Source organism: Corynebacterium ulcerans (genome assembly GCF_900187135.1).
In the GTDB taxonomy this organism is placed as follows: domain Bacteria; phylum Actinomycetota; class Actinomycetes; order Mycobacteriales; family Mycobacteriaceae; genus Corynebacterium; species Corynebacterium ulcerans.
The window spans coordinates 522,649-548,997 of record NZ_LT906443.1; the positions used below are offsets into that span (position 1 = coordinate 522,649).

23 protein-coding genes and 1 riboswitch are annotated in these 26,349 nt (G+C 51.2%); of the genes, 7 read left to right on the top strand and 16 right to left on the bottom strand.

Features of this window, described 5'->3' with window-relative positions; genetic code table 11:
- The first annotated feature begins 135 nt into the window (after window positions 1–135).
- Window positions 136–1,071: a hypothetical protein gene (locus CKV68_RS02330; RefSeq protein ID WP_095075523.1), complete on the top strand. Its 936-nt coding sequence runs from the start codon at window positions 136–138 to the stop codon at window positions 1,069–1,071.
- 8 nt (window positions 1,072–1,079) lie between these two features.
- On the opposite strand, the gene CKV68_RS02335 is transcribed toward CKV68_RS02330, so the two are convergent.
- The 6 genes from CKV68_RS02335 to dxr all read right to left on the bottom strand — a co-directional run bounded on the left by CKV68_RS02335 (window position 1,080) and on the right by dxr (window position 9,334).
- Window positions 1,080–2,534, bottom strand: a complete 1,455-nt coding sequence (locus CKV68_RS02335; RefSeq protein WP_095075524.1) for a cobyric acid synthase — start codon at window positions 2,532–2,534, stop codon at window positions 1,080–1,082.
- 62 nt (window positions 2,535–2,596) lie between these two features.
- A complete protein-coding gene (gene map, locus CKV68_RS02340; protein ID WP_014525942.1) occupies window positions 2,597–3,490 on the bottom strand; it encodes a type I methionyl aminopeptidase in 894 nt (297 codons plus the stop codon).
- A 70-nt stretch (window positions 3,491–3,560) separates the two neighbouring features.
- Window positions 3,561–5,402 (bottom strand): penicillin-binding transpeptidase domain-containing protein, encoded by a 1,842-nt coding sequence (locus CKV68_RS02345; RefSeq protein WP_095075525.1) that lies wholly within the window; start codon window positions 5,400–5,402, stop codon window positions 3,561–3,563.
- A gap of 155 nt (window positions 5,403–5,557) precedes the next feature.
- Window positions 5,558–6,733: a flavodoxin-dependent (E)-4-hydroxy-3-methylbut-2-enyl-diphosphate synthase gene (gene ispG, locus CKV68_RS02350; RefSeq protein ID WP_013911769.1), complete on the bottom strand. Its 1,176-nt coding sequence runs from the start codon at window positions 6,731–6,733 to the stop codon at window positions 5,558–5,560.
- 165 nt (window positions 6,734–6,898) lie between these two features.
- Entirely contained in the window at window positions 6,899–8,113 is a 1,215-nt protein-coding gene (locus CKV68_RS02355) for a M50 family metallopeptidase (protein ID WP_095075526.1), read from the bottom strand.
- A gap of 54 nt (window positions 8,114–8,167) precedes the next feature.
- Window positions 8,168–9,334 (bottom strand): 1-deoxy-D-xylulose-5-phosphate reductoisomerase, encoded by a 1,167-nt coding sequence (gene dxr / locus CKV68_RS02360; RefSeq protein WP_013911771.1) that lies wholly within the window; start codon window positions 9,332–9,334, stop codon window positions 8,168–8,170.
- 557 nt (window positions 9,335–9,891) lie between these two features.
- Here dxr and CKV68_RS02370 point away from each other — a divergent pair.
- Window positions 9,892–10,317: a DUF2631 domain-containing protein gene (locus CKV68_RS02370; RefSeq protein ID WP_013911772.1), complete on the top strand. Its 426-nt coding sequence runs from the start codon at window positions 9,892–9,894 to the stop codon at window positions 10,315–10,317.
- Window positions 10,318–10,428: 111 nt separating this feature from the next.
- Here the strand turns inward: CKV68_RS02370 and rlmN are convergent, their stop codons facing one another.
- Window positions 10,429–11,481, bottom strand: coding sequence for a dual-specificity RNA methyltransferase RlmN (rlmN, locus tag CKV68_RS02375; RefSeq protein ID WP_032803003.1), 1,053 nt, complete (start codon window positions 11,479–11,481; stop codon window positions 10,429–10,431).
- A gap of 280 nt (window positions 11,482–11,761) precedes the next feature.
- Between rlmN and CKV68_RS02380 the strand changes: the two genes are divergently transcribed.
- A complete protein-coding gene (locus CKV68_RS02380) occupies window positions 11,762–12,190 on the top strand; it encodes a LapA family protein (protein ID WP_013911774.1) in 429 nt (142 codons plus the stop codon).
- A gap of 66 nt (window positions 12,191–12,256) precedes the next feature.
- On the opposite strand, the gene CKV68_RS02385 is transcribed toward CKV68_RS02380, so the two are convergent.
- The 5 genes from CKV68_RS02385 to rpsB all read right to left on the bottom strand — a co-directional run bounded on the left by CKV68_RS02385 (window position 12,257) and on the right by rpsB (window position 17,094).
- Complete coding sequence (locus CKV68_RS02385; RefSeq protein ID WP_013911775.1) at window positions 12,257–13,135, bottom strand: phosphatidate cytidylyltransferase; 879 nt, start codon at window positions 13,133–13,135, stop codon at window positions 12,257–12,259.
- A gap of 183 nt (window positions 13,136–13,318) precedes the next feature.
- Window positions 13,319–13,876: a ribosome recycling factor gene (gene frr, locus CKV68_RS02390; RefSeq protein ID WP_013242166.1), complete on the bottom strand. Its 558-nt coding sequence runs from the start codon at window positions 13,874–13,876 to the stop codon at window positions 13,319–13,321.
- A 130-nt stretch (window positions 13,877–14,006) separates the two neighbouring features.
- A complete protein-coding gene (pyrH, locus tag CKV68_RS02395; RefSeq protein WP_013911776.1) occupies window positions 14,007–14,738 on the bottom strand; it encodes a UMP kinase in 732 nt (243 codons plus the stop codon).
- 404 nt (window positions 14,739–15,142) lie between these two features.
- Window positions 15,143–15,970, bottom strand: a complete 828-nt coding sequence (gene tsf, locus CKV68_RS02400; protein WP_013242168.1) for a translation elongation factor Ts — start codon at window positions 15,968–15,970, stop codon at window positions 15,143–15,145.
- Between the two features lie 293 nt (window positions 15,971–16,263).
- The gene (rpsB, locus tag CKV68_RS02405) at window positions 16,264–17,094 is read right to left on the bottom strand and encodes a 30S ribosomal protein S2 (RefSeq protein WP_013242169.1); all 831 of its coding nucleotides are present in this window, start codon (window positions 17,092–17,094) and stop codon (window positions 16,264–16,266) included.
- A 370-nt stretch (window positions 17,095–17,464) separates the two neighbouring features.
- Between rpsB and CKV68_RS02410 the strand changes: the two genes are divergently transcribed.
- The gene (locus tag CKV68_RS02410; RefSeq protein ID WP_095075529.1) at window positions 17,465–17,995 is read left to right on the top strand and encodes a M23 family metallopeptidase; all 531 of its coding nucleotides are present in this window, start codon (window positions 17,465–17,467) and stop codon (window positions 17,993–17,995) included.
- Between the two features lie 7 nt (window positions 17,996–18,002).
- Here the strand turns inward: CKV68_RS02410 and CKV68_RS02415 are convergent, their stop codons facing one another.
- The 4 genes from CKV68_RS02415 to CKV68_RS02430 all read right to left on the bottom strand — a co-directional run bounded on the left by CKV68_RS02415 (window position 18,003) and on the right by CKV68_RS02430 (window position 22,306).
- Window positions 18,003–18,884: a tyrosine recombinase XerC gene (locus CKV68_RS02415; RefSeq protein WP_095075530.1), complete on the bottom strand. Its 882-nt coding sequence runs from the start codon at window positions 18,882–18,884 to the stop codon at window positions 18,003–18,005.
- A gap of 326 nt (window positions 18,885–19,210) precedes the next feature.
- Window positions 19,211–20,371 carry a DNA-processing protein DprA gene (gene dprA / locus CKV68_RS02420; RefSeq protein ID WP_095075531.1) on the bottom strand — a complete coding sequence of 387 codons (1,161 nt, stop codon included), beginning with the start codon at window positions 20,369–20,371 and terminating at the stop codon, window positions 19,211–19,213.
- Window positions 20,368–21,918, bottom strand: a complete 1,551-nt coding sequence (locus CKV68_RS02425) for a YifB family Mg chelatase-like AAA ATPase (RefSeq protein WP_095075532.1) — start codon at window positions 21,916–21,918, stop codon at window positions 20,368–20,370. Before CKV68_RS02425 ends, dprA begins: the two co-directional genes overlap by 4 nt.
- A complete protein-coding gene (locus tag CKV68_RS02430) occupies window positions 21,905–22,306 on the bottom strand; it encodes a YraN family protein (protein WP_095075533.1) in 402 nt (133 codons plus the stop codon). The genes CKV68_RS02425 and CKV68_RS02430 overlap by 14 nt, the downstream gene beginning before the upstream one ends.
- Before the next feature lie 361 nt (window positions 22,307–22,667).
- Window positions 22,668–22,782, top strand: a riboswitch (TPP riboswitch).
- Between CKV68_RS02430 and thiC the strand changes: the two genes are divergently transcribed.
- The 3 genes from thiC (at window position 22,779) to thiO (ending at window position 26,337) form a co-directional block, all read left to right on the top strand.
- Window positions 22,779–24,488: a phosphomethylpyrimidine synthase ThiC gene (gene thiC / locus CKV68_RS02435; RefSeq protein WP_014525951.1), complete on the top strand. Its 1,710-nt coding sequence runs from the start codon at window positions 22,779–22,781 to the stop codon at window positions 24,486–24,488. (Overlaps the previous riboswitch by 4 nt.)
- Window positions 24,488–25,186, top strand: a complete 699-nt coding sequence (locus CKV68_RS02440) for a thiamine phosphate synthase (protein WP_014836545.1) — start codon at window positions 24,488–24,490, stop codon at window positions 25,184–25,186. Before thiC ends, CKV68_RS02440 begins: the two co-directional genes overlap by 1 nt.
- A complete protein-coding gene (thiO, locus tag CKV68_RS02445; protein WP_095075534.1) occupies window positions 25,159–26,337 on the top strand; it encodes a glycine oxidase ThiO in 1,179 nt (392 codons plus the stop codon). Before CKV68_RS02440 ends, thiO begins: the two co-directional genes overlap by 28 nt.
- Window positions 26,338–26,349: the final 12 nt, after the last annotated feature.

Consider the following 26,349-nt stretch of genomic DNA (forward strand, 5'->3'; position numbering starts at 1 on the left):
CTCCACAGAAAGCTTGTCGACGTTTTCATCTTCCGATGCAGTCTTTCATCTTTCTGCGGCTCAATGGAAGCATGGTCTTAGCGCCATTTTCATTAAGGAATGTCATACCGAAATACCAATGGATCACGAGGGTATATGAGCTTATACGACCGAAAGGCCGCTATTCTGCACAATCAGACTCCGTCGCGCTGGTCTACTGTTCAAGTTCGTAGGCTTCGGTGTGCCGTCGTCAGCATGTCCACTGCCATTTGTATTGCTCTAGCTACGCTCGCTTCTGCAACCATGCGCGATAGCCGTATCACAGCAATCGTATTGGCCATGAGCATGGCAACGGGGGCTGCTGCTGCGCTTGTTGCCCTCGTCAATGCCCCAGGTGTTCCCCGCACAATAAGGCACTCATTTTCCAGAAAAACACAGCGCTTCCTGTCTTCTTTTCTTATCGCTGTCCCCAGCTTTGTCATTTTGACAACAGGAATGTTGATCGCTTTTTCCCGCGTTTTTCCTAGTGCCTTGTATGCGCACCTCAACATCATCTTGGTCACCATCGCAATGCCTTCCGCTGGGTTAGCAATCTTTATCGGCAGCCTATTTTTCTTCCCGCCCCGATTACGCTGGGTCTCAACAGTCGTAGTGCTCTTGCCGCTGATCAACGCATGGCTTTCTATTTCTGGAAAATTTTCTACGTCCTCCGAACACCCAGCGTTCTTATCCTTGACGTTGGTGTTGTTTACCATGACGGCTCTTATTGCGTCGATAGTGTGGCTCTTACGCACGTCTTTACGTAATGTTTCCGTTCTCTTGTTGGTTACCGCAGCAGCCGTTTTAGGTGTAATACAGCTTCTTTTCTGCATACACATCGTCACCGGGATAGCACTCAACGCGAATGTCCTCACGCTAAGTTATGCTGGTTGCTGCCTTCTTAGCATCATGTCGGCCATGCTGTTGCCTAGTCATTCTGTTCGAGTAGAAAACAAAACTGCCGCATACCTTCCCACTGTGAATGTTTCAGCATCTCGCGGAGTAACTACGGACGAAACCGCAGACTCCCACCAAGAAATCCGAGCTGCATAACTAGTACCTCATGAAACAACGCCACTAGAAAGATCACGGATTAAAGCATCAATGTCCCAATGAGCCTCGATGCTATCTGCTAGCAGATCGAGCTGTCTCTCGCGCTCGCTTTGAAAGGACGTTCGAGGATCAAGAACAAAACCTCTTCGTCCAGACAGCTTGATGATGCGTTGTAGAAATTCTCTACGTGCAGGATCCGATTCGAGATATCCGTGCCTATGCGTGCCAAAGCTTGCGCCCCTAACCGCGCCTTCCTCCCCTATCCACGGATCCTCGGTAGAGCGTACGACTCGGCCATGATGAACTTCATAGCCCCCATGATCGTGCCGTATCAAGGTCTTCTCTGGATGGAAAGCTATATCAATATCAAAGATCCCCAAGCCTGCTACTGGCTGTTGCGTTCCTGACTCCACTGGGTCATCAATGCTTGCGCACATCATTTGAAAGCCACCACAGATTCCCACAATTGGAGCCCCTCGGTTGGCGCGTTCTTTCATAGCTTCTGCGATACCGGTGCGCTTTAACCACTCCAGATCGCTCACCGTTGCTTTGGAACCAGGAAGTACTACCAGGTCTGCCTCATGTACTTGGTCAGGATCAACAGTCCATGTAACAGTCACCCCAGGTTCGCATGCCAAAGCTTCTACGTCGGTAGCGTTGGACACACGGGGAAGCCGCACCGCCGCTACCCGTAAACGCTGTGTGCCAAGAGCTGGAGCAGTGGGCCCAACTGTAGCTCCTATGTGGGATTGGAGCGAATCTTCCGCGTCTATCCACAGTCCCTCGATAAAGGGTAAAACAGCAACGGTAGGAACCCCGAGTCGTTTCTCTAGATCAGCCAGCCCTGGTTCGAGGATCGTTTGATCTCCCCGGAATTTATTAACAACAAACCCTGCGATCCTCGCACGATCCTGCTCGGACACGATCTGATGAGTGCCAAAAAAATGAGCTAGGACGCCTCCACGATCTATATCCCCCACCAGATACACCGGAAGATCGCAGGCCTCGGCCAACCCAAAATTTGCGACGTCCGTATCCCTGAGGTTTGTCTCCGCAGGCGATCCTGCTCCCTCACAAATCACCACCTCATACTCGGACTGCAAAGCATGAAGCGCTTCTGCAGCTACGGCTTTGAGATGAGTGCGATGCTCAATATAACTGCGAGCACTCACGTTGCCGGTGGCTTTGCCATTCACCACAAGCTGTGAGGTCCGATCTGAGCCTGGTTTTAACAAAATAGGATTGAAAGCCGTGCTGGGGACAAGCCCACACGCAAACGCTTGCAGTGCCTGAGCCCGACCTATCTCGCCACCATCGGGTGTCACCGCCGAGTTATTAGACATGTTCTGGGCTTTAAATGGAGCCACTTTAATACCACGCCGTGCAAAAGCGCGACACAGGCCAGCCACCACTACAGATTTTCCGGCATCCGATGTGCAACCAGCGATGAGAAACGACTTCATATAAACCCCAAAAGGTAACAACCGATAAGCAAGACAGCACTCAGAATAACTGTTATGGGAAACTAGTGAACTTCCAGATCAGCATCCGGGACAGTAAGAATCTCATTACCATCTTCAGTAATAACTAAAGTGTGTTCGAACTGCGCACTGAACTTGAAATCGGTGTTTTGTACAGTCCAATCGTCCTCCCAAATACGATAATCGAGGCCTCCCAGATTAAGCATGGGTTCCACCGTTAGCGTCATGCCGGGTTCTAATACGTCCTGGTAAACATCAGAATCATAGTGCAAAACTACAAGCCCATTATGGAAAGTGGTTCCGATCCCGTGTCCTGTGAAATCAGTAACCACGTTATAACCAAATCGTTTAGCATAAGACTCGATGACTCTGCCGATCACGTTGATCTCACGGCCAGGTTTTGCAGCGCGAATCCCGCGAAGCGTTGCTTCTTTGGTGCGTTCGACAAGCAATCGATGTTCTTCTGACACGTTGCCAGCAAGGAACGTTGCGTTGGTATCGCCATGCACCCCATTTTTGTATGCGGTGACGTCAATATTAACGATGTCGCCATCTTGAATGACTGTGGAATCCGGGATTCCATGGCAGACGATCTCATTAAGGCTCACACACACCGATTTAGGAAAATGGCGGTACCCCAAGCAGGACGGGTAGGCGCCATGATCGCACATATACTCATGTGCAATGCGATCAAGCTCATCGGTAGTCACCCCTGGGGCTACAGCAGCCCCCGCCACGTGTAGAGCATTAGCCGCGATCTTGGAGGCCTCGCGCATAGCTTCAATTGTTTCAGGAGTCTGGACAAAAGGCTCTCCAATAGCCTCTTGAACAGTATCTTTCCACACATATTCAGGACGATCGATGTGCGCTGGAACCTCACGCGTAGGACTCTGTTTTCCGGGAACAAGGGGTTTACGATTATAAGACATGTTTCCCATGCTATCCCTTTCAGCGCTTAAGCTTGCCGACGCCTCCCATTACCCCACAATCTTGACCCTTCCAGCCTGATCAATGAGCGTTAAGCTCATCGAGATTCCTCAGAAAATTATCGGTTATTGCGACGGAGGCCTCAGAACCGCCACCCAAGACAACGAGGGTGGCAAAGGCTAGGTCTCCTCGATACCCTGTGAACCAGGCATGAGAGCCTCCATTAATTTCTGCTTCACCAGTCTTTCCAAAGATCTCCCCGCCGGCACTCATACCAGCAGCAGTTCCACCTGGCTTGGTCACTGCCCCCATTAAGGAACGAAGTTGATCAATAGTCTCCGGCCGCAGTGCCTCAGGATGCTTATCCATTTTTGTTTCTCGCCCGGAGATCAACGTGGGAGTCGGCGTTTTTCCGGCCGCAGCGGTAGCAGACATCAATGCCATGCCAAACGGAGAGACCAAAACCTTTCCCTGTCCATACCCAGCCTCGGTGCGATCAAGCGGGGTCTCTCCTTCTGGGATCGAACCAGTGAGAGTATTCAAACCAGGAATGTCATAATCCACACCAATTCCAAATTGGCTTCCGATGTGTTTCAGATGCCCCTGCGCTAATTTTTCAGAGATATTAGCAAAAGTAGTGTTGCACGATCGTGCGAAGGCTTTTTGTAAAGGGACATTTCCCAACGAAAAAGCATTATAGTTAGTCACCGTTCGCCCGTAGATATTCATCGTTCCTGGGCACGGAACGATGCTTCCAGAATTTAGCCCTTGGTCTTGTATACCGGCAGAAGCCGTGACCACCTTAAACGTCGATCCCGGAGGGAATTGACCGTTGAGAGCAAGATCGCCCTCCTCATCTGCTTTGGGGGTCTGTGCAACGGCTAGAATCTCCCCGCTAGAAGGACGAATCGCAACGATCATAGTCTTCATGTCTTTTCGCAAATTCACGGCAGATTCTGCGGCCTGCTGCACTTTTTGATCAATGCTGATTTTGACTGCGGGAGCTACCTTTGGGGCGTGATATTCAATATTTTCCAAGGCCGCACCGTCAGCCGTCACCGAGGACACAGTCCAGCCATTGTCGCCTTCCAGCTGGCTATCAACAATATTTGAAACTCGCTTGATGATGTCTGGGGCAAAACGCGGGTCTTTATTAACCAACGCCGCTTCTTTATTCAGCGTCACCCCATTAATACCAATAAGCTGCCCTTGCAGGGCCTCTCCCGTTTGCTGACTCAGCAACGCAACCGAGTAGCGCCCTTTTGCTGCCTTGAGATTGTCTGCAAGCTCATTGGCTTTGATCTCAGGGATTGTTTCGTCATGGCTTCGCGCTGACTGCAAGTGGGCCGCAACTGTGCGTGCAACCGTATCTTTATCTGTCACGCTGGTGGCGTCGATAAGCAGACGGTATTTAATCCCCGGCACCAAAATTTCCGCACCGTCGGAAGAAACCACGCTCGCGCGTTCAGCATTAATCGCCCGCAACTCCAGGTGCTGATTCGCGCCTAGACGAGGGTGCAAAGCAGAGGGCTGCCAACGGATTTTCCATTCTCCGTTTATTCGATTAAGCGTCATAGATGTTTCATAGCTAAAAGTCCTATCACGCGGTAAATCCCATGTCATGGTGTATTTAGCCGTCGCAATTGTGTCTTTTGTATCCACCGACGTGATCTCTGCACGTAATCTTTCTGCTTGAAGACCTTTCCACGAGGATTCCAGGACCGAACTTACTTTTTCGGAGTTATCAGTGCGAGCACCTGCAGCACTGAAGTTGGAGTCTGCGAGGTCCGCCAGGAACGCTTTGGCAGTTGGATCTGCTAATGCAGGCTTGGGCGTGCATGCCACCAATGTTCCAGAAAACAAACACACTGAGATCCCCAGTGAGACCATAGTTTTCAGAGTTGAATTAGTGGGCATGCTCATGGGCGTAAGGCTAACATTTAGTGAGCACACTTTATCTGCGACACCACTATGTTTGTAGTGGAAAACTACGATGTCCTCTAAAACCACATGAGAAAACTCCCCGTAGTCGTATACCTCACTTTCCAGGCGTATGACGACGGGGAGTTTTGTCGTTTTTAACGGGTTACTTTCACCTGTGGGCCAGCACCTTCCTTGATTTCTAGCCCTTCAGCTTCTGCCAAACGCATCGCTTCTTCGATCAAGGTCTCCACGATCTGTGACTCAGGGACGGTCTTGATTACCTCGCCTCGAACAAAGATCTGGCCTTTGCCATTGCCGGAAGCAACACCCAAGTCCGCATCGCGGGCTTCTCCAGGGCCGTTGACTACGCATCCCATAACGGCAACGCGTAGCGGAATGTCCATTCCGTCCAATGCCGCGGTGACTTCCTCTGCCAAGGTGTACACGTCAACTTGTGCGCGCCCACAGGAAGGACATGAAACGATTTCCAAGCCACGTTCGCGCAGGTTGAGCGACTGCAAAATTTGATCGCCCACCTTAATTTCTTCCACGGGATCTGCTGACAACGAGACCCGGATAGTGTCGCCAATACCTTCCGATAGAAGCGCACCAAAAGCCACAGCAGACTTAATTGTGCCCTGGAAAGCAGGGCCTGCCTCTGTCACACCAAGGTGCAGCGGGTAATCACTCTGAGCAGCTAGCTGACGGTAAGCCTCAACCATCACCACGGGGTCATTGTGTTTTACGGAAATTGCGATATCACCAAAGCCACAGTCCTCAAACAATCCGGCTTCCCATAGCGCGGATTCTACGAGGGCTTCCGGGGTGGCTTTGCCATATTTTTCCAAAAGACGTTTATCTAAGGAACCAGCGTTGACACCAATGCGGATGGGAATCCCTGCGTCGCCGGCGGCCTTAGCTACTTCTTTTACCCGCCCATCAAATTCTTTGATATTTCCTGGATTCACACGCACTGCGGCGCATCCAGCATCGATAGCGGCAAAGATGTACTTCGGTTGGAAATGAATATCCGCAATCACAGGAATGGGAGACTTTTTAGCAATAATCGGCAGTGCCTCAGCATCGACAGTCTTAGGACACGCCACGCGGATGATGTCGCAGCCGCTGGCTGTCAGCTGCGCAATTTGTTGAAGAGTCGCATTGACATCATGCGTTTTAGTCGTTGTCATCGATTGGACAGATACAGGGTAGTCAGATCCGACCCCTACGTTTCCAACCATGATCTGGCGTGTCTTACGCCGCGGAGCCAATACTGGTGGCGGCGCATCCGGAAGGCCAAGACCAATCGGTTGTCCAGTGATGGTTGACACTAAGCATGCTCCTTGTACAGAAATGGGGCTATCCCCATCGCAATGGGATAAATCAGATGAATCCAAATTCTAGCACCGTGCTCATCCAGCACGGTGCATAAGCGCTATCAGATGGCTTCTCACGGTTTTCATAAATCTCATCCAGCCGAAGCCAACGTGGTCGTATCATCCGAATAGTTTGATTGGATTAACCACATCAGCGATGATCACCAGGGCTCCTACACCCATGAGGAGCGCGGCGACGCCAACGGTTAATGGAATGAGCTTAGCGTAATCTGCTGGACCTGCAGGTTCTAGGCCGCGAGCCTTGCGGAGGGCGTCGCGAAGCTTCTCATAGATCACGACCGCAATGTGCCCGCCATCAAGCGGTGGAAGCGGGATCAGGTTAAACAGCGCGAGGAAAAGGTTCAAGCTAGCCAGCATCAAGAAGAACATGCTCCACAGGGACTTCTGTGCCAACTCGCCGCCAATGCGCGAGGCACCAACAACGCTGACCGGGCTCTCTTGGTCGCGCTGTCCTCCAAGGATCGAGGCCGCAACACCTGGTATTTTCGCAGGGAACGAGGCAAGACCTTTAACCGTAGCCCCAAGAAGATCACCGGCATAGCTCAGCGTTCCTCCCACCGCCGAAATTGCGTTGTACTGGAGAACTACATCTTTCAAAGGTGCACTTGATACACCGATCGCGCCGACGGAGACTTCTTCACCCTTGGCGTTTAACCGCAAAGCACGTGCCACCGGAACATTAAGCGTGAGCTGCGATCCGTCTCGATCCACGGTAACGGCTATGGTCTTTCCCGCTTTATCCTGGACATATTCTCTGACCGTGACAAATGAGCGCATGGCTTGTCCATCAATAGCAACAATCCTGTCGCCTTGTTTCAAACCAGCCTCGGCCGCCGGACCAGCACCACTGCAGGGAGCTAATGTTGCAGCATCAATCTGCTTAGGGGCTACGCATGAGGTCTCTCCCACTGTGGCGGTGGTATCCACATGATTATTGGGCAACCCCGCAGTAATCGCGACCCCGTACAGAACAATCAAAGCCACCAAGATATTCATCAAAATGCCGCCGAGCAACACTATTATGCGTTGCCACCAGGGCTTATGCATCATTGAGTGCGGAGCTTCTTCTGGTGTTACCGGATCTTGGTTGGTCATCCCCGCGATATCGCAGAATCCGCCCAAGGGCACAGCTTTAAAGCCGTACTCCGTGTGACCTCGCTTAAAGGAAAAAATCCTAGGACCAAAGCCAATAAAGTAACGGCGAACCCGCATCCCGCATGCCCGTGCCGCAGTATAGTGTCCCCACTCATGCAATGCGATGGTGACAGCAATACCGACTGCAAACGCGACAACACCAATAAAATAAGACAGCACTAACTAAAACTCCTTATTTGAAGAAAAGCTGAGTATAGCAACGAATACTCTCAACTATTTCTGAGCTAGTTTATCCACAAATAGATTTGCACGGCGTCGGGCTTCTTTCTCATGTGCCAAAATCTCATCGACAGAATGTGGTTCTCCTGCAAAATCAGATGCATGCTGAACAATTTCTTCAACAGTATCCACGATATGCGGGAAGCGAATCCTTCCACCGAGAAAAGCTGCAGCGGCTTCTTCATTAGCAGCGTTATAGACAGCCGGATAGGTTCCCCCAGCGAGTGCGACTTCACGCGCGAGGCGAATAGCAGGAAAAGCTTGATCGTCCACCGGCATAAAATCCCAAGAACTTGCAGAAGAAAAATCAAGACTAGGCTGCGCACCCGGAACACGTGCAGGCCAATCCAGAGCATGAGAAATTGGCAGCTTCATAGAAGGCGGAGACGCTTGGGCGATAGTCGCACCATCCGAAAAAGTAATCATGGAATGCACGATTGACTGTGGATGTACCGTAACGTCAATGCGGTCCGCAGGAACGTCGAAAAGCAATGTTGCCTCTATTAATTCCAACCCCTTATTTATCAAGGTCGCCGAATTCAATGTATTCATTTGCCCCATCGACCATGTGGGATGGGCTGCTGCTTGTTGCGGAGTCACATCCCACATCTGCTGCCTAGTCCATCCCCGAAACGGCCCGCCTGAAGCCGTCAGGACAAACCGCGCAACCTCGGAGCGCGTACCAGAACGTAAGCACTGCGCCATCGCTGAGTGTTCGGAATCCACAGGGACAATCTGTCCGGGACGCGCCTTATTAGTAACGAATCTCCCGCCAGCCACCAACGATTCTTTATTAGCTAATGCAAGAGTTTCCCCGCTCTCAATGGTGGCTAGTGTTGCCGAGAGCCCCAGCGATCCCACCAAGCCATTCAAAACAGTGTCAGCTTCAATGCTTTGAACAAGCTTTTCAGCGGCATCTTCCCCACCCAGAACCTGACCGCCAAGAGCAACAGAGACAGTGTGCGCCGCCTGGGGATCAGCGACGGCAACGGCGTGGGGCGGGAGGTCCAAAGCCTTTGCCTGCGCTATCACGGTGCGTGGATCACGCCCCCCTGCCGCAATTCCAACGACCTGAAACCGCTCCGGATTCGCTTCAATAACGTCGAGGGCTTGAGTGCCGATAGAACCAGTGCTGCCTAAAATTAAAATTCGCTTGCTCACTCAGCCATTATCGCAGCATTTTAGAATCTGTGTTTATCCCTTTCTATTCGTTTATCGTCTTTTCTGTTTAATCTCTCCTCGTAACCAGCTCTTGTACCCGAGGCTTACCAAAAGCTTGTCGCGGCGGTACCCGAGGGCGTTAAAGTTCCTCCCTGTAATCAGTTTCGTCTTTATCGCGGACTGTAAAACGCACAGAGCCATCACTACAGTCCGGCCGTTTTTTACCAAAATCAGTGGTACAGGCACCAAAAAGGTGGGGTTGCAAACATCGATATTTTTCATCACATCACCCCCTAATGGGCACCAACTTTTGGACGAAGAAATATCTAAAATAATCATGGCTCGATGCCTAGTGCCCCGGTCATGTCTTACTACAGGCTTTGTGCGCTACTTCTCCGCAACTTCTCCGTATCCAAAATCCTCCGACAAAATCGCTTTAGCCAGTGGAATGTGCAAAAATAAGCGGTAAATCTTTACGTGTACCCACTCTGCAACACCCACTTAAGCTCAATAGAGCTTGCCGAGATGACGCAGTGCTTTGAGACAAGGAGAACAACGTGGCTGGTTCCCACGAAATCGCCCCTGAGATTCATCATGGCGTGTCCACTTTGGACGAGCCTTCTGCTGCTTGGGGTTGGCACAGCATTGGAATGCGAGCAATCCAGATTTCGGGTTGGATTTCAGTAATCTTCCTCCTCGGCTACAACTTTGGTAATCACCAGGGACACGTAGAAACCATCTTCTTGTTTACATTCGCAATTGTGATTGCGGCCGGCCTGATCTACTTACTGGTTAAGCCTCAAGGCACGCAGGTGCGCACCCTTACCGCGCACAACCAGCCACTCGGCTACAAAGAGAAGGACTGGACCTACGAGCAGGCAACCTGCACCGGCGAGTACGCAAAACTCAGCGACTCCCAGCTACGCGCTCTCAACATCGAGCCTGAGCGTGTTCGTCACCTGCGCTCCATCCCAGAAGCTTAAAAGACTTACTAACAAAACGATCCTGCCCTTAAGACAACAAGGCAGGATCGTTTTGTTTTATACAGGGGAAAGAAAGCTTGTCGACGCCCCTCCCCTGGTCTTAGCGCAAAATCAACGTTCTTCTGCTGCCAACTGACCACACGCTGCTGCGATCTCTTGTCCGCGGGTGTCTCGAACAGTACATGGCACTCCCTGAGCGATGACGCGTCGGACAAACTCATCTTGACGATCCTTCGGCGAGGCGTCCCATTCAGAACCAGGCGTGGGATTCAGCGGTATGAGATTCACGTGAACAAGCGAGCCTAAAGCTTTATGCAACTTTTTTCCGAGCATGTCTGCGCGCCATGGTTGATCGTTGACATCACGAATAAGGGCGTATTCAATAGACACGCGCCGGCCCGAGCGATCAGCATAATATCGTGCGGCATCCAATACCTCTGCAACTTCCCAACGATTGTTGGTAGGAACCAGCGTGTCCCGTAGTTCATCGTCTGGGGTATGCAGGGAAACAGCGAGGGTGACTGAGAGATCTTCCTCTGCAAGTTTTCTTATCGCTGGTGCCAACCCCACTGTAGAGACAGTCACATTACGCTGCGAGATACCAAAGCCCTCAGGAACGGGAGAGGTAATCTGGCGAACCGCAGATACTACTCGCTTATAGTTAGCCAATGGCTCGCCCATACCCATAAAAACGATATTGGATAACCGACCGCCTTCAGCAGTCATCGTCGCCGATGCCGCACGCACTTGGTCCACGATCTCTGCAGTAGACAGGTTACGATCCAATCCGCCTTGTCCGGTAGCGCAGAACGGACATGCCATACCGCAACCTGCTTGAGAAGAAATGCACAACGTCGCACGGTTGGGGTATCGCATTAAAACCGATTCAAGCAAAGTCCCATCATGGAGTTTCCACAGCGTCTTTTGAGTTTCCCCTGCATCCGTTTCGATAGCACGAACCGGCGTCATCAGGGTTGGGAATAGCTTCTCTTGGACTTTCACGCGTGCAGCCGCAGGCAAATCTGTCATCGTGCGAGGATCTGCTTCAAGGCGACCATAATAGTGCCGAGCAATCTGATTTGCCCGAAACTTAGGTAGCCCCAATTCGTTCAACGCACTAATGCGTTCTTCCACCGAATAATCCGCGAAATGCTTCGGTGGCATACTCCTGCGTGGCTGGGAAAAATTCAGTTTCACCGGCGTCGAAGTGCTCCGGGTCCCCGGAGCGCTTGGTGCGGCTGCTTCTACAGGGCTTTCAACAGGCTGAGTGGGGTCATTGGGCGTAGTCATCAGTACCATCATGTCACGTCACGCCTTAAAATATGGAACGGCATCGTAACAACCCCCTCTCTGACGCGCTGCAGTCCGTTATCAAGAAAATTGTATCCGCATTGTTATCGCCTCTTATTGGATATCAGGACCCTCATCACGTTGAATAGGAAGCATGCGTAACAAAGATGCCTTCCATGATTCTTCTTCACCTGAGCCTGGCTCTGATATGCCATTCCCCTCTGTCGCCTCAGGTTCAAGCAATGAATCCGATGAAGCACTCCGTACTTCTACAGAACTAAGCGTTCCAACGCAAGACACCATTGGGAACTCTTCTGCCCCAGCTAACAAACAAACAGTGAAAAAGACATTCGCTGGAGGAACCTGGGTTGCCCTCATCATCGGTGCCCTATTGCTGATCCTTCTGCTTATATTTATTTTGCAGAATCAAGAAAAAGTAGCTCTCCACATGTTTGTATGGGAATTTTCCGTTCCGGTAGGCGTTGGTTTCCTCCTCGCATCCATTACCGGGGCATTGATTATGGCCCTAGTCGGTGGAGTACGAATGTTCCAACTGCGACGTCAGATTACCAAGCATCAGTAGTCCTAAAAAGACGGGGCGCTGCTCATTATGAGCAGCGCCCCGTCTTTCCTTTTAAAGCACATCAACCTAAACGGAAGAGATAAAGCTCAAAACCAACCACGTAACCATCGCAGAAGGCAGCATTCCGTCGAGTCTATCCATAAGACCTCCGTGCCCCGGCAGCATAGAGGACATATCTTTGATGCCTAATTCTCGTTTGAATTGTGACTCTACAAGATCGCCCAAAGTTGCACAGATAACCAGTCCGAATCCCAGAATCAAGCCCCACCACCAGGTGTAATCCAGGAGGAAATATACGCTCAGCACGCCAACAGTCATTCCGAAAATAACTGAGCCTGCGAAACCTTCCCATGATTTCTTTGGACTCACTGCGGGAGCCATCGGGTGGGCTCCAAACATCACGCCAGCCACATAGCCACCAACATCGGAAGCGACCACGCACAGCATAAAGGTTACGATGAAATACGCTCCAGGAGCCACATCGTTTTGGAACTGCGAAAGCATAGCCGCAAAACTGCCAAAAAGCGGTACCCAGGTCAATACGAAGATCGCCATTGCAGTATCTCGTAAATAATTTTTCGGCGGCATATGCGGACCATGATGGAAAAGTCTGCTGAACATGGTCACCAATACAGCAGCCACAAAACCAGCCACAAGACCCCGCGTGCCAAAGGGCCAACTAAGCCACAGCATGACCTGTCCACCGATGATAAGAACCCACCGTTGTACTAAATAACCTGCTTCGCTCAACCTTGCGTGTACCTCAGCAGTAGCAAGAGCTATCGCAAGCGCGACTAATGGGTACCAAGCATGCGGAATTACAAAGATGGCTAATAAAACCACCCCTCCCAGACCCGCACCAATGCTAATGGCAGCTTTGAGATCTCGCCCAGCAGAATTTTTAGGCTTTGGAAGATGCTCAAATCCTTTAATGGCATCATTCATTTTGGCAGGTCCTCCGAGGGAGTGAATCGGTGAAGCATAAGCGTCATGCTTATCGCTCAATGTAAGGTTTCAATCCTTAAAGTCAACAAGACGCGGAGGGCACACGCGTATAGCGAATGCCCTCTACATAAGGATTTTCCTCGGCGTAACTAATGTCCTCATCACGCCGCGGGCTGAGGAGTCCTAGACCTCCATTAACTCTGCTTCTTTTTTAGAAACAACCTCATCAACCTGAGCCACGTACTTGGCGGTGATCTTGTCTAATTCCTTTTCGGCTGCTTGAACTTCGTCTTCACCAGCATCGCCATCTTTCTGGATCTTTTTCAGCTGATCCATGCCCTTGCGGCGGACGTTACGGATCGCGATCTTTCCGTCTTCGCCCTTAGATTTGGCAACTTTCACCATCTCTTTACGACGTTCCTCAGTGAGCTGAGGAACTGTGACGCGCAGGACCTGTCCATCGTTTGTGGGATTTACGCCGAGGTCTGAATTCCGAATAGCGTTTTCGATTTCACCCATCATCGACATCTCATAAGGCTTGATCAAAAGCATACGAGCTTCAGGCACAGAAATTGTTGCCATCTGCGTGATCGGTGTCGGAACGCCGTAATAATCGGCGATGACTCCGTTGAACATTGCTGGGTTTGCACGACCAGTACGGATATTAACGAGGTCGTCCCTCGTCCTTTCGACTGTCGTGCCCATGTGCTCTTCAGATTCGAGCAAAATATCGTCGATCATAAAAATCCCTCTTTGTAAAAGACCACGTGTGATGAAGCGTCGCATGGGTTATGAGAACCAACGCAGATGCCCATTTCCACAAGTATTTCTATTTCGGAAAAACTCGGTAGTTCAATAGGTACTTAATCTATCAGGACTTGACCAAGGTTCCGATTTGGTCCCCCGCCACCGCACGCGCGATATTGCCTTCTGTAAGAAGATTGAACACCAAAATCGGCATATCATTGTCCATGCACAGACTAAAGGCCGTCGCATCTGCGACTTTCAAGCCTTTTTCAATTACTTCACGAGGAGTGATGTCGTTGAATAGCTCTGCTTCAGGATTGGTGCGGGGATCATCGCTGTATACACCATCCACGGCCTTTGCCATGAGAAGTACTTCACAATCGATCTCCAGAGCGCGTTGCGCTGCCGTCGTATCTGTAGAGAAATACGGCATACCCATCCCTGCTCCAAAGATAACCACACGCCCTTTTTCTAGATGACGCTTGGCACGAAGAGGCAGGTATGGCTCCGCTACCTGTGCCATGTTGATGGCAGTCTGTACACGGCAGTCGATACCCTCTTGTTCAAGGAAATCTTGCAAAGCTAGGCAGTTCATGACAGTTCCGAGCATTCCCATGTAGTCGGAACGGTTACGATCTAGACCACGCTGCTGAAGCTGTGCACCACGGAAGAAGTTTCCGCCACCAATAACAACGGCTATTTCTGCACCATTCCGAGCAACACTAGCGATTTGACGAGCAACATTTTGTACAACATCGGGGTCGATACCAACGGAACCACCGCCAAACATTTCACCGCCAAGCTTCAGCATCACTCGTTTGTATCCGGTCCGCGAGTTGGTGGCACCTTCAGCCATTGCAGTAAACCTCTCCGACTCTCAGGCACTTGACGTAGCCCGAGCCATATTTTGCTCTCTTTTTGGCACGATAGTCCGCATTTCAAGACATTTACATAGGTTATTAGGGCATAATAAACCGCCCATCCCCGCGTAAAGCCTGCGCTGCTTCAGTCCCTTAGTCAAAGGCACGACACAACGGAATACGAATCGAAAAGAATTCTACCCGCATATACCTTCCAACAAAGCATCCCACTCCGAATAGGCCTTGCATCTGCAGCAGGCATACGCCAAGCCTCGTTAAAAGCACAAAGGCTCCTCCTACGCGTTACTTCTAAAGTGGGATCTGATAACTCAGTCCGATTCTAGAAGTAGTCCGCGTTAGGAGGAGCCTTTCTACAAACTAGGCAAAACCTAGCAGTCGACTAGTGCTGGCCGACCTCGTAACGAACGAAACCGGTCAGGGTAACGCCAGCCTCATCCATGACCTGCTTAACAGTCTTCTTGCTATCTGCAACAGAAGCCTGCTCTACAAGGCAGACATCCTTGTAGAAACCATTGAGACGGCCCTCAACGATCTTCGGGATAGCCTGCTCAGGCTTTCCTTCTTCACGAGTGATCTGCTCAGCAATGGAGCGTTCCTTCTCCACAACCTCAGCAGGCACGTCCTCACGGGTCAGGTATGCAGCCTTCAGTGCAGCAACCTGCATAGCAGCGGCATGTGCAGCCTGCTTAGCGGCATCGCCTTCACCGGTGTATGCAACCATAACGCCCACAGCTGGGGGAAGGTCAGCAGAACGCTGGTGCAAGTAAACAGAGAGGTTCTCAGCTTCCAAGGTCGCTGCGCGACGAAGTTCCAGCTTCTCACCGATCTTTGCGGAGAGCTCCTGGATAGCGTCAGCAGCAGACTTTCCGTCAACGTCAGCAGCAGCAAGTTCTTCAGCAGAGTTAGCCTTCACAGCAGCAGCAGCGTCTGCAACCTTCTGAGCAAACTCCTTGAACTCAGCGTTCTTAGCAACAAAGTCGGTCTCAGAGTTGATCTCGACCATGGTGTTGCCGGAAACAGCAATCAGGCCCTCGGTAGCGTTGCGCTCAGCACGCTTTCCGACGTCCTTAGCACCCTTAATACGAAGAACCTCAACAGCTTTGTCAAAATCGCCATTGGTCTCTTCCAAAGCCTTCTTGCAGTCAAGCATGCCGGAACCGGTGATCTCGCGGAGCTTCTTTACGTCTGCAGCAGTGTAGTTCGCCATTATCGGGGCGATCCTCCTCATGTAGGAAAAATTCTGAAGATTTTCGATGTTTAGCGTATCTGACTCTCGCACTTTATGCAGAAAGACGTCACACTTTTCATCACAATGACCCTAAGGCCTCAAGTCTCAGTGGCTCTTTCCCAAATGCTTCGCAAATAAGGAAAGATAAAACCACAAGGAGCCCCCACCCCGAGCCTCAAAAGCCAACTTCAATTATTTTGGCTTCCTTGCTCTGGAGCTGGGGGCTCGCAGCTATGCCACCCACCGCCAAAGCGGTGGGTGCAAAAGAAGTTTTACTTAGCCTCAGCCTCAGCTGCGACCTCTGCAGGTGCCTCAACCTTTGCTGCAACTTCTTCAGTTGCTTCTACTTTGGCGGCAACCTCAGTCTTGTTTGCGTCACCGGCAGCTTCCTTTGCTGCAGCAAGAGCGCGCTCTTCACGAGCCTTCTTACCTTCAATAACAGCGCTGGAGATAACACGGGTCAGGACGTCGATGGAGCGGATAGCATCATCGTTACCTGGGACCGGGAAGTTAACAACATCCGGATCACAGTTGGTGTCAAGGATTGCAACAACAGGGATGTTCAGCTTGTGAGCCTCAGAAACAGCAATGTGCTCCTTGTTGGTGTCAATGACCCACATTGCAGAAGGAATCTTGTTCATGTCTGCAATACCGCCAAGAACGCGCTCAAGCTTGGTGCGCTCACGGGTAAGCATGAGAACTTCCTTCTTGGTACGGCCATCGTAGCCGTTCTCTGCAGCATCCATAGCCTGCAGTTCTTTCATGCGGTGCAGACGCTTGGAGACAGTCTGGAAGTTGGTCAGCATACCGCCGAGCCAGCGGTGGTTCACGTAAGGCATACCAACGCGCTCAGCTTCGTTCTTCACAGACTCCTGAGCCTGCTTCTTGGTACCAACATAAAGGATGGTGCCGCCGTGAGCAACGGTCTCTTTAACAAACTCGTAAGCCTCGTTGATGAAGGTCAGGGTCTGCTGCAAGTCAATGATGTAGATGCCGTTACGGTCGGTGAAGATGAAACGACGCATCTTCGGGTTCCAACGGCGGGTCTGGTGACCGAAGTGGACACCAGCGTCGAGAAGCTCTCGCATGGTTACAACTGCCATGAGTGCTTCCTTTCTCTAAAAATCGTGGTTGTCATATTTTCACGGGTTTTCCCCGTGTCCTAGCAGAACTGAAACGAAAAGCAACACCCGGAGCTTCTTTAAAGCAAGAAGCATGGGACCACGTTGTTTCGCTGTCACCGCAAAGTGACGCCAGAACTGCGCGTAGTCAGTACGCCAAACTCAGGACACACTGCTAGCGAGCTAGTTTAGACTGACTCTTTCCCGGAAACAAAATGGATATTCCGCCTATCCACATATACAACGATCCCCGCGTCCCCATAAGCAACAAAAGGCTTCTTTCGCCCCAGATTCCACAATTCACGCTTTCCCTATTCTGTTTTTCAAAACAACATCGGAAAACATCAGATCCATGACGTTTTCCCGATTAGACACCCGCACTGCAGCAAAAAATAAAACCTTTTTAGTCAAACTGACCATTCTTTTCGCTACCCTTACTGCAACCTTCTCGGCTTCTCCCGTCGCACACAGCTATAGAGACCCGACTTCCGGAAACCGGTCTGCGAGAAAAGTCCTCAAAGGCTTTAAAAAACCCGAACACAACTGGCTTCCCGGCCATCGCGGCGTAGACCTCGAGTTAGAGATAGGAGCAAACGTACTTGCTGCTGAAACTGGAATAGTCGCGTTCTCTGGGACCGTAGCCGGAACCCCCACACTATCTATCGACCACCCCGATGGAATACGAACTACCTACCAGCCGGTGTTCACATCCTTAAGAAAAGGCGACCATGTCCAGGTAGGGGACGTTATCGGACAATTAGCACCCAGCTCCAATGGCGATCCCGGGCTCCACTGGGGCGCTTTTACGGGCAACTATGACTATCTAAATCCCTTATCGCTTCTCGACGCCCCCGTTATCCGACTCAAGCCACTGCCTAACTAAACCAATCTCATGCCCTCGGATGCGATTGCTTAAACGCTTCTTTGAGGCGCTGGGAACTCACATGTGTATAAATTTGTGTAGTGCTCAACGACGAATGACCAAGTAATTCTTGAACAATTCGCAGATCGGCGCCGCCATCAAGCATGTGAGTGGCAGCGGTATGGCGCACCGAGTGGGGCCCCAATCCTGCGATTCCGGCTTCCTTACCTGCTGCGTCGACAAGCCTCCGAACTTGGCGCGGATCCAGCCGCCCCCCTCGAACCCCCAAGAACAGCGCCACTTCAGATTTATCCTTATACATAGCCGGCCGTCCAAGTTCTATCCACTGAGCCAGTGCGTCGTGCGCAGCCCGACCAAAAGGAACGACTCGCTGCTTGTCTCCTTTACCCAGTACTTTTACCGTTTTTCGCTGCCAGTCAATATCTTCAAGGTCGATACCGCATAACTCCGATACCCGAATCCCCGTTGCATACAACAGCTCAAGAACCGCTCGATCTCGCACAAATTCCGCTTCGCTTTTCGACGCCGGATGTTCAACCACGGACTCCGCTTGCCCCGCAGCCAGCACTTTAGGCAAATGCTGCCCTACCTTTGGAGCAATCAGTCGAGCAGCCACATCAGTCTCAATATATCCTTGCTTGAGCAACCACGAACTCATCGCCCTAGCAGCCGCCACCCGGCGCGCAAGGGTGGCACGCGATTTCCCTTCCGCCACTGCCTCCCCCAACCAGTCCCGTAAGTTGTCCAGGGTAAAATCCTTCAGCTCAGGTTTCCGGCCAGCGAAAGTATGAAGGTCACTGCGATAGCCTTTAAGTGTGGCGGGAGATCTACCCGATACGAGTTCCAAGTGCTCAATAAAATCGTCTATCAGAGCCACCATCTGGACCATTGCGTTCTAGCCTCTCCCCACATAGACAAGAGCGGAGACTACCGTTTCCGGCAGCTCCGCTCTTGAATCTGACTCACCCATAGTGCATAACCATAGCGCGAAGACGTCTGGCGTTAAAAGACCGCATCACGATCACTAAAAAGCCTTCAGCCTCGGCATCTCCGATCAAGAACCAGCCCGAACCCGATCAGAGATTAAATTAGGCTTGCCTGACTAACTTTAAGCCGCATGTACAAAATATGCAACCCCTTCACAATAAAAAGGTTGATAATTATTCACGGCGATGGCTTACTTCCACCGGCACTCCATCTACTTGTCATTAAAAATTACACGTTGCGTCGCCAACCGGCACCTTCTCTTCGCACCATCCCCTTGTTTGATAGCTCAAGCAATAAGTGGACGGCTAAGCCAATAGAGACACCAGCACGTCGAGCAATAATTTCTGTCGCCTCGGTTTCTGAACCTAGTGAGTCATAAATTCGAAGTTCATTCCGGGTTAACTTCTGCACGGAATTAGGGGCGAACGATATCTCATATTGCTCATTAACGTCGACCTCACCGATTCTAGAGATCAAGGCACGGATCTCATCTGCGCTACAGATTAGTTCCGCCTCATGGTTCCGTATCCGTTCATGACATCCGAGAGAGCCAACTGTAGTAATCGGGCCTGGCACAGCCATGGCCACGCGCCCTAAAGCACTTGCCCAACTCAGCGTATTTAATGCACCTGATCGCCACGCAGCTTCTACGGCAACTGTCCCCAGAGATAGAGCTGCTACCAATCTGTTACGCGTAAGAAAGCGGTGGCGATGCGGCGACAGGCCTGGTGCATATTCACTCACCATGCATCCTTTTTGCATAACGGAACGAAACAACCCAGCGTTGCTCGATGGATATGCCTTGTCCAACCCCCTAGCCGCTACCACGACTGTAGTTCCGGATCTATTAAGCGCTTCTGTATGCGCCTGTGTATCTATACCCAGAGCACCACCGGAGATAATCGAATACTGATGATCCACTAAGCCAGCCACCAGAAGCTTCGTCGCTTCCCTCCCATATGTACTCGCTGCGCGCGTTCCCACCACCGAAACTGACTGCTGTGTGCATTCCGACACGTTTCTTCCCACAACCCACAACGCATGCGGCATCACCGCATCTTCCTGATATGAACGGTTGTGATCGCTCTTTCCAGATTCTGCAAAGCTAAAGGCACTCTCAAAAAGATGCCGAGGCCATTCATCATCCTCTGCAGTAATAAGCCGACCACCAAGATCTGAAATCCGCTTCAGATCTTCTTGTGCGTTATCATGCAAATAGCGAGCCTGTGTTGACCTCAAAAGCGCCGTACCAAGCCAGGGTTCACGATTCTTTAACGCGTAGGCTATTCGCTCTGGGTCAATCCCTTTTCTCAACAACCGCTGAAGCTCTCGATTCGGCCCTTCAAGCACTCGCGATAAATACGCCCATGCTTTCAATCGGTCGTTCATGCCAAGACCCCCAATGATTGAGCATCGCGTAGTTCCAATGCTTGTGCTACATGTCCCAGATCCGGACTAGCTGCACCATCTAAGTCACTGAGTGTCCACGCCATTTTTAAGGCTCTGTCCGCCCCTCGATGACTTATACTGCCGTTGCCAAGATACGCCGTAAGGAGTGCCATTCCCGCAGAATCCGCGGGAAATTCTCGACGCAACACGTGTGGATTCATCGCTGCGTTTGTTTGAACACCGTACCCCGCTTTTTGCCACCGAAACCTCGCACGATCTCGGGCCGCCGATACCCGCTGAGCAATCGTGGAACTGGATTCCTCGTATCCATCAGACAGCAACGGTCCCTTTGACTGAGTGCGAACAATAATATCGATCCGGTCCCGCAACGGACCCGATACATTGTTAAGGTAATTCCTCCTTACCATGGAAGTACACCTGCACTGAGCAGGATCTTCTACTGCACAGCGACAGGGATTAGCTGCCAAAACAAGCTGAAATCTTGCAGGAAATCGTATTTCTTGTTGCGCTCGCACAAGTCGCACGCCTCCTTCTTCCATAGGAGTGCGGAGGCAGTCCAATACCCGAGCTGGAATTTCACTTACTTCATCAAGAAAAAGAACGCCCGTATGGGCAAAACTCACAGCCCCAGGTCGCGGGTTCCCGGCACCACCACCCAAAAGCGCAGCCCGACTCACAGAGTGGTGCGGAGCAATAAAAGGAGCATGTGTGGCAAGACTCCGAAATGTTTTTCCAACAACTGAATGTATTGCCATCGCTTCTAACAACTCTTCAGAGGTGGGCCGGGGAAGGATCGTAGGAATTCGTTCCGCTATCATCGATTTTCCGCTCCCAGGTGGGCCGATCATAAACAAATTATGTCCGCCCGCTGCCGCTATCTCCGCAGCACGTTTAGCCTCAGGCTGCCCAACCACGTCTGCTAAATCTTTCCCATTCGCGATCGCACACGCCTTTCTTTCTCCATGAGCACTGCTCTCCCCCACTTCCCGCAGATTATCCGCGCCTCTTAGCCATTCAAGGACTGCACAAATAGTAGGAGCGACCAGGACTTTAATATCTGAGATGCAGGTTATCGCTTTCGCTTCTTCAGCGTTTTTAGCTGGTATAACAGCTGTTTTAATCCCTTGGTCCCGCGCAGCGATCAGCGCTGGCACTACACCGGGGACAGCTCTGATACCACCGTCTAATGCCACTTCTCCAAGTAGCATCGTGGACTCAAGTCGTCGTAACGCTGACAACCGCATATCTGCTGCGCACAAGATGCCCATGCACATAGCTACATCGACCTGTGAACCAGATTTTCTCAACGAAGCTGGAGACAAACTAACGATCACTTTTGTTTTAGGCCACGCGAGTCCTGAATTCTGCACGGCTGTTTTCATGCGGTCTCGTGCTTCAGCAATCGCAGCATCCGCAAGCCCCACCACATACGTTCCGGGAAGCCCTGGGCCTATGTTTACTTCTACGGTAACAACGTAACCTGTCACTCCCATGATCGCTGCGGAAAGAGTTCTAGCAAGCGCCACGATCAATCCCTTCATAACAGGTAATCTGTACAGAAGAATCTCTGGCGATACAGATAACAATCGCATCGAATCGAATGTTCAACCATCTTTTATCCTGTAACCATAAATATGCTGCCTTGCGCATTTTTCTGAGTTTCTTAGCTGTAATAGCCTCCTCTACTCCATAAAGAGGTGTGGTACGAGTTTTTACTTCAACAAAAACAAAGCTCCCGTCCGGAGCTTCAAGCACCAAATCAAGTTCTCCTGTTGGAAACTGCGCATTGCGATCCACTACCACGTAGCCCTTGGCTTGATACCACTGTGCAGCAATCTTTTCGCCTTCCTCCCCTGTTACACGATGTTGTGGACGCTGTACAGGGGTAGGCGCATGACTAAAAGTGGCTTTCATCTTTATTTCCTATTGTCTTAGGTTGCACTGTCGATCAAGGCTTTACGCTGCCTCGGTTGTGCAGTTGATCATGCGATAAAATCCGTATTTTTTCAGTAGCTACCAGGTAAAAGCTCTTGATATGTGGATAAGGTCTAGTTACATACACGCGTTATCCACAGACTCATCACAACAGTCACATGCTCTTGCGTTCTTTCCGCTTTTGTGCTCGATCCCCAGCAAACTTCACGGCACAACGCCGAAATCGCAACCACAGCAACTGCTGCTTAACTTAGTGCGTACTATTCCATACCCCCTGAATAGTGAAATTTTTCCATATCTGTTCCGTGCGTAAGCCGAACATAGTTATGCTGGCTCGTACATCTATCCCCACGGGTGCCCGATGGAATCGGGCTGAGAAGAGCACTGTCACCGTGTTCGCACCGTTCGAACCTGTCTGGTTAGCACCAGCGTAGGAAGCGAGATATAGCCAATGTCGGTTACCCCTGAAGAAAACCATTTCAAGCACTCTTATTCCCCCATTCTCCGCAATGGCCTGGCTGTTCCTGAAACTGAAGTCGCATTAGACGATTCCCCCACCGGCCCCAATGAGCCTTTCCGCATTTACCGCACGCGCGGTCCAGAATGTGACCCAGTAAAAGGGCTGCCGGCTCTGCGTGAAGAGTGGATTGAACAGCGAGAAGACACACAAAAGTATCAAGGACGCACTCCGTGTTTGGCCGACGACGGACAAGCGGCACAAAAGCGAGGTTCAGCACTCTATGAGTGGCAGGGAGAAAAGCGTGCTCCTCGCCAAGGTCTTCCCGGAAAGCGAATTACGCAAATGGCCTACGCACGGGCAGGAATCATTACTAAAGAAATGGAGTTTGTTGCGCTACGCGAGCACTGTGACCCAGAACTTGTGCGTAGCGAGGTTGCCCGAGGACGTGCCATTATCCCCAATAACGTCAACCATCCTGAGTCAGAACCCATGATTATTGGCCGGAAGTTTTTAACCAAAATCAACGCTAATATTGGTAATTCTGCTGTCACGTCTTCAGTTCAAGAAGAAGTTTCTAAACTGCGGTGGGCAACCCGATGGGGTGCAGACACAGTGATGGACTTATCCACCGGAAATGATATACACACCACCCGTGAATGGATCATCCGTAACTCTCCTGTTCCTATTGGCACGGTTCCTATTTACCAAGCATTGGAAAAAGTCAATGGTGTAGCTGAAAACCTCACCTGGGAGATTTTTAGAGATACGGTCATCGAACAATGCGAGCAAGGCGTGGATTACATGACCATCCATGCTGGGGTTTTGTACAAACATATTCCGTTAACCAGCCAACGGGTCACCGGCATTGTCAGTCGTGGCGGGTCTATCATGGCGGGCTGGTGTCTCGCACATGGCAAAGAGTCTTTCCTCTACGAAAATTTTGACAATCTATGTGAGATTTTCGCGCGTTATGACGTCGCTTTCTCCTTAGGCGATGGCCTCAGGCCAGGTAGTTTGGCCGATGCTAACGATGCAGCACAATTCGCAGAGCTTAAAACTATCGGTGAGCTCACTAAACGCGCCTGGAAATATGATGTGCAGGTCATGGTGGAAGGACCTGGCCATGTGCCTTTGAATATGATTCAGGTTAACAATGAGCATGAGCGAGAATGGTGCCACGATGCACCGTTTTATACGCTTGGACCGCTTGTCACGGACATTGCTCCTGGTTACGACCATATTACTTCCGCAATTGGCGCAGCTACCATAGCAATGGGTGGCACAGCCATGCTGTGTTATGTCACGCCTAAAGAACACCTGGGGCTGCCCAACCGCGACGACGTAAAAACTGGTGTTATAACGTATAAACTCGCAGCTCACGCAGCTGACGTGGCCAAAGGACATCCTGGCGCCAGAGCTTGGGATGATGCCATGAGCAAGGCTCGTTTTGAATTTCGTTGGCATGATCAGTTCGCGTTGTCTTTGGACCCGGTCACAGCAATGGACTACCACGATGAAACTCTCCCCGCAGAGCCTGCTAAAACCGCCCATTTTTGTTCCATGTGCGGTCCCAAGTTTTGCTCCATGCGCATATCACAAGACATACGCTCCGCGTTCCCCACAGATCTAGGAATCCCCTCGACAGATATACCTCAAGGTTGCTCGCAAAACTTTCCAGACGCGGGAAGGGCCCTAGACTAGTGCGTAAAACCACGCCCCCAGTGGATCTACGGTGCTACTTTGTTACAGGGCATTCACCCGACCCCCGTCATATTGTCCACATCGCAGTGGCGGCCGCGGCTGGCGGCGCTGGAATTATTCAGATACGTTCTAAGCCAATCAGCGCTCGTGACCTGTATAAGCTTTCCAGCGAAGTTGCGTGTGCAGTAGCCACGATCAATCCATTCACGCGGGTGCTTATCGACGATCGTCTAGACGTGGCTATTGCTTTACGTTCTCAGAACATTCCGATCGCAGGTGTTCATGTAGGACAAGACGATCTCAGCCCACACATTTGCCGGAAACTTCTTGGGCCGGAAGCTATCATCGGTCTGACTACGGGGTCCCTCGAACTCGTCGAAAAAGCAAACACACAGGCCGAATACATTGACTATATCGGGTGTGGTCCTTTCCGCGAGACCCCGACGAAAGACTCTGGACGAGCTCCTCTAGGGTTAGATTCCTACGCAGAGCTTGTTGCCCGTTCCGCAGTACCTCTGGTAGCCATCGGTGGTATTACCCTTAACGATGCAGCGCCCCTTGCTGCCCAAGGTGTGTCCGGGCTAGCTGTAGTACGTGGATTTATGGAAGCAGCAGATCCTACCGACTTTGCTTCTAAGGTTCTCAGAGAATTTGATCGTGGAGCTAGCCAATGGGCAAAGGACAGCTCATGCGCATAGTGATTCTTGGCGCAGGCATCCTAGGATTGGCTACCGCAGTAGAATTGGCATCGCACCAAGCAAAACAGCAACTCGATATTAATGTTGTAGATCCTGCCCCGATGAGTGGCGCCACCTACCATGCGGGTGGAATGCTCGCGCCCACTGCAGAAATGATTTATCAGCAGGATTCGCTGTTCCCGCTGATGCAGACTTCGGCCCAATGGTATCCAGAACTGATAAAGACCGTTACCGAGCACACGTCTCTTCCCCTAGGATATCGTGAGGATGGCACGCTCGTTGTTGCCGCAGACCGCGCCGACGCTCAGCATCTGCGCAATGTGATGCACTACCAACATGCTTATGGCATGAATGTAGAACAACTGCCACTAAGCAAAGCCCGCCAGATTGAGCCCGCGCTGCACCCGCATCTGGCAGGGGTCGTTTCTATCCCCGGCGATCACCAAATTGCTCCTCGAGTTTTTGCTGCCGCACTCTATGACGCCGCGATTAATCTTGGTGTGACATTCCATCCTTTAACAGCAACGCACCTACGCATAAGTGAACCTGCCAAAGACGGCGCTCCCGTACATGTTCATACAACCGGCTCTACTTTTCCTGCCGACCAGGTAGTGGTAGCTAATGGTCTCGGAGCAAGCACACTTTCAGGCTGGCATCCTTGTGCAACCCAGGAATCATCACCGCTTAAGTTGCGGCCTGTGTATGGGGATATCGTGAGGCTGCGTGTACCCACGTACCTCCGACCTTTCATGCGTAAGGTGATCCGAGGTTTTGTAGAAGGCCGCCCGATTTATATCATTCCGCGCGATGATGGAACGATCGCACTAGGGGCCACAACGAGAGAAGACTCTCGACCAGCACCTCATCTCGGCGGTGTTTACGATCTTTTGAGAGACGCAATCCGCATAGCACCAGGTTTGGAAGACTGCGATTTTCTTGAGGCAACGGCGGGCGCACGCCCAGGTACACCTGATGATCTTCCTTATTTAGGGCGTGTCAACGACCATGTAGTTATGTCCACTGGGTATTTCCGACATGGAATCTTATTGGCGGCTTTGGGTGCTCGGGTGAGTCGAGAACTTGTTTTAGGACAACCATTGAGCGCAGATATCCGTGAGTGTTGTCCATTACGACATCTAGTGAATGTTTAAAGGACTCATGCT

Bases quoted from the DNA above. Each gene is read 5' to 3' on its own strand.
- CKV68_RS02330 (WP_095075523.1), top strand. From the start codon at position 136: ATGAGCTTATACGACCGAAAGGCCGCTATTCTGCACAATCAGACTCCG.
- CKV68_RS02335 (WP_095075524.1), bottom strand. From the start codon at position 2,534: ATGAAGTCGTTTCTCATCGCTGGTTGCACATCGGATGCCGGAAAATCT.
- map (WP_014525942.1), bottom strand. From the start codon at position 3,490: ATGGGAAACATGTCTTATAATCGTAAACCCCTTGTTCCCGGAAAACAG.
- CKV68_RS02345 (WP_095075525.1), bottom strand. From the start codon at position 5,402: ATGAGCATGCCCACTAATTCAACTCTGAAAACTATGGTCTCACTGGGG.
- rlmN (WP_032803003.1), bottom strand. From the start codon at position 11,481: ATGCCACCGAAGCATTTCGCGGATTATTCGGTGGAAGAACGCATTAGT.
- CKV68_RS02380 (WP_013911774.1), top strand. From the start codon at position 11,762: ATGCGTAACAAAGATGCCTTCCATGATTCTTCTTCACCTGAGCCTGGC.
- CKV68_RS02385 (WP_013911775.1), bottom strand. From the start codon at position 13,135: ATGAATGATGCCATTAAAGGATTTGAGCATCTTCCAAAGCCTAAAAAT.
- frr (WP_013242166.1), bottom strand. From the start codon at position 13,876: ATGATCGACGATATTTTGCTCGAATCTGAAGAGCACATGGGCACGACA.
- pyrH (WP_013911776.1), bottom strand. From the start codon at position 14,738: ATGGCTGAAGGTGCCACCAACTCGCGGACCGGATACAAACGAGTGATG.
- tsf (WP_013242168.1), bottom strand. From the start codon at position 15,970: ATGGCGAACTACACTGCTGCAGACGTAAAGAAGCTCCGCGAGATCACC.
- rpsB (WP_013242169.1), bottom strand. From the start codon at position 17,094: ATGGCAGTTGTAACCATGCGAGAGCTTCTCGACGCTGGTGTCCACTTC.
- CKV68_RS02410 (WP_095075529.1), top strand. From the start codon at position 17,465: ATGACGTTTTCCCGATTAGACACCCGCACTGCAGCAAAAAATAAAACC.
- CKV68_RS02415 (WP_095075530.1), bottom strand. From the start codon at position 18,884: ATGGTCCAGATGGTGGCTCTGATAGACGATTTTATTGAGCACTTGGAA.
- dprA (WP_095075531.1), bottom strand. From the start codon at position 20,371: ATGAACGACCGATTGAAAGCATGGGCGTATTTATCGCGAGTGCTTGAA.
- CKV68_RS02430 (WP_095075533.1), bottom strand. From the start codon at position 22,306: ATGAAAGCCACTTTTAGTCATGCGCCTACCCCTGTACAGCGTCCACAA.
- thiC (WP_014525951.1), top strand. From the start codon at position 22,779: ATGTCGGTTACCCCTGAAGAAAACCATTTCAAGCACTCTTATTCCCCC.
- thiO (WP_095075534.1), top strand. From the start codon at position 25,159: ATGGGCAAAGGACAGCTCATGCGCATAGTGATTCTTGGCGCAGGCATC.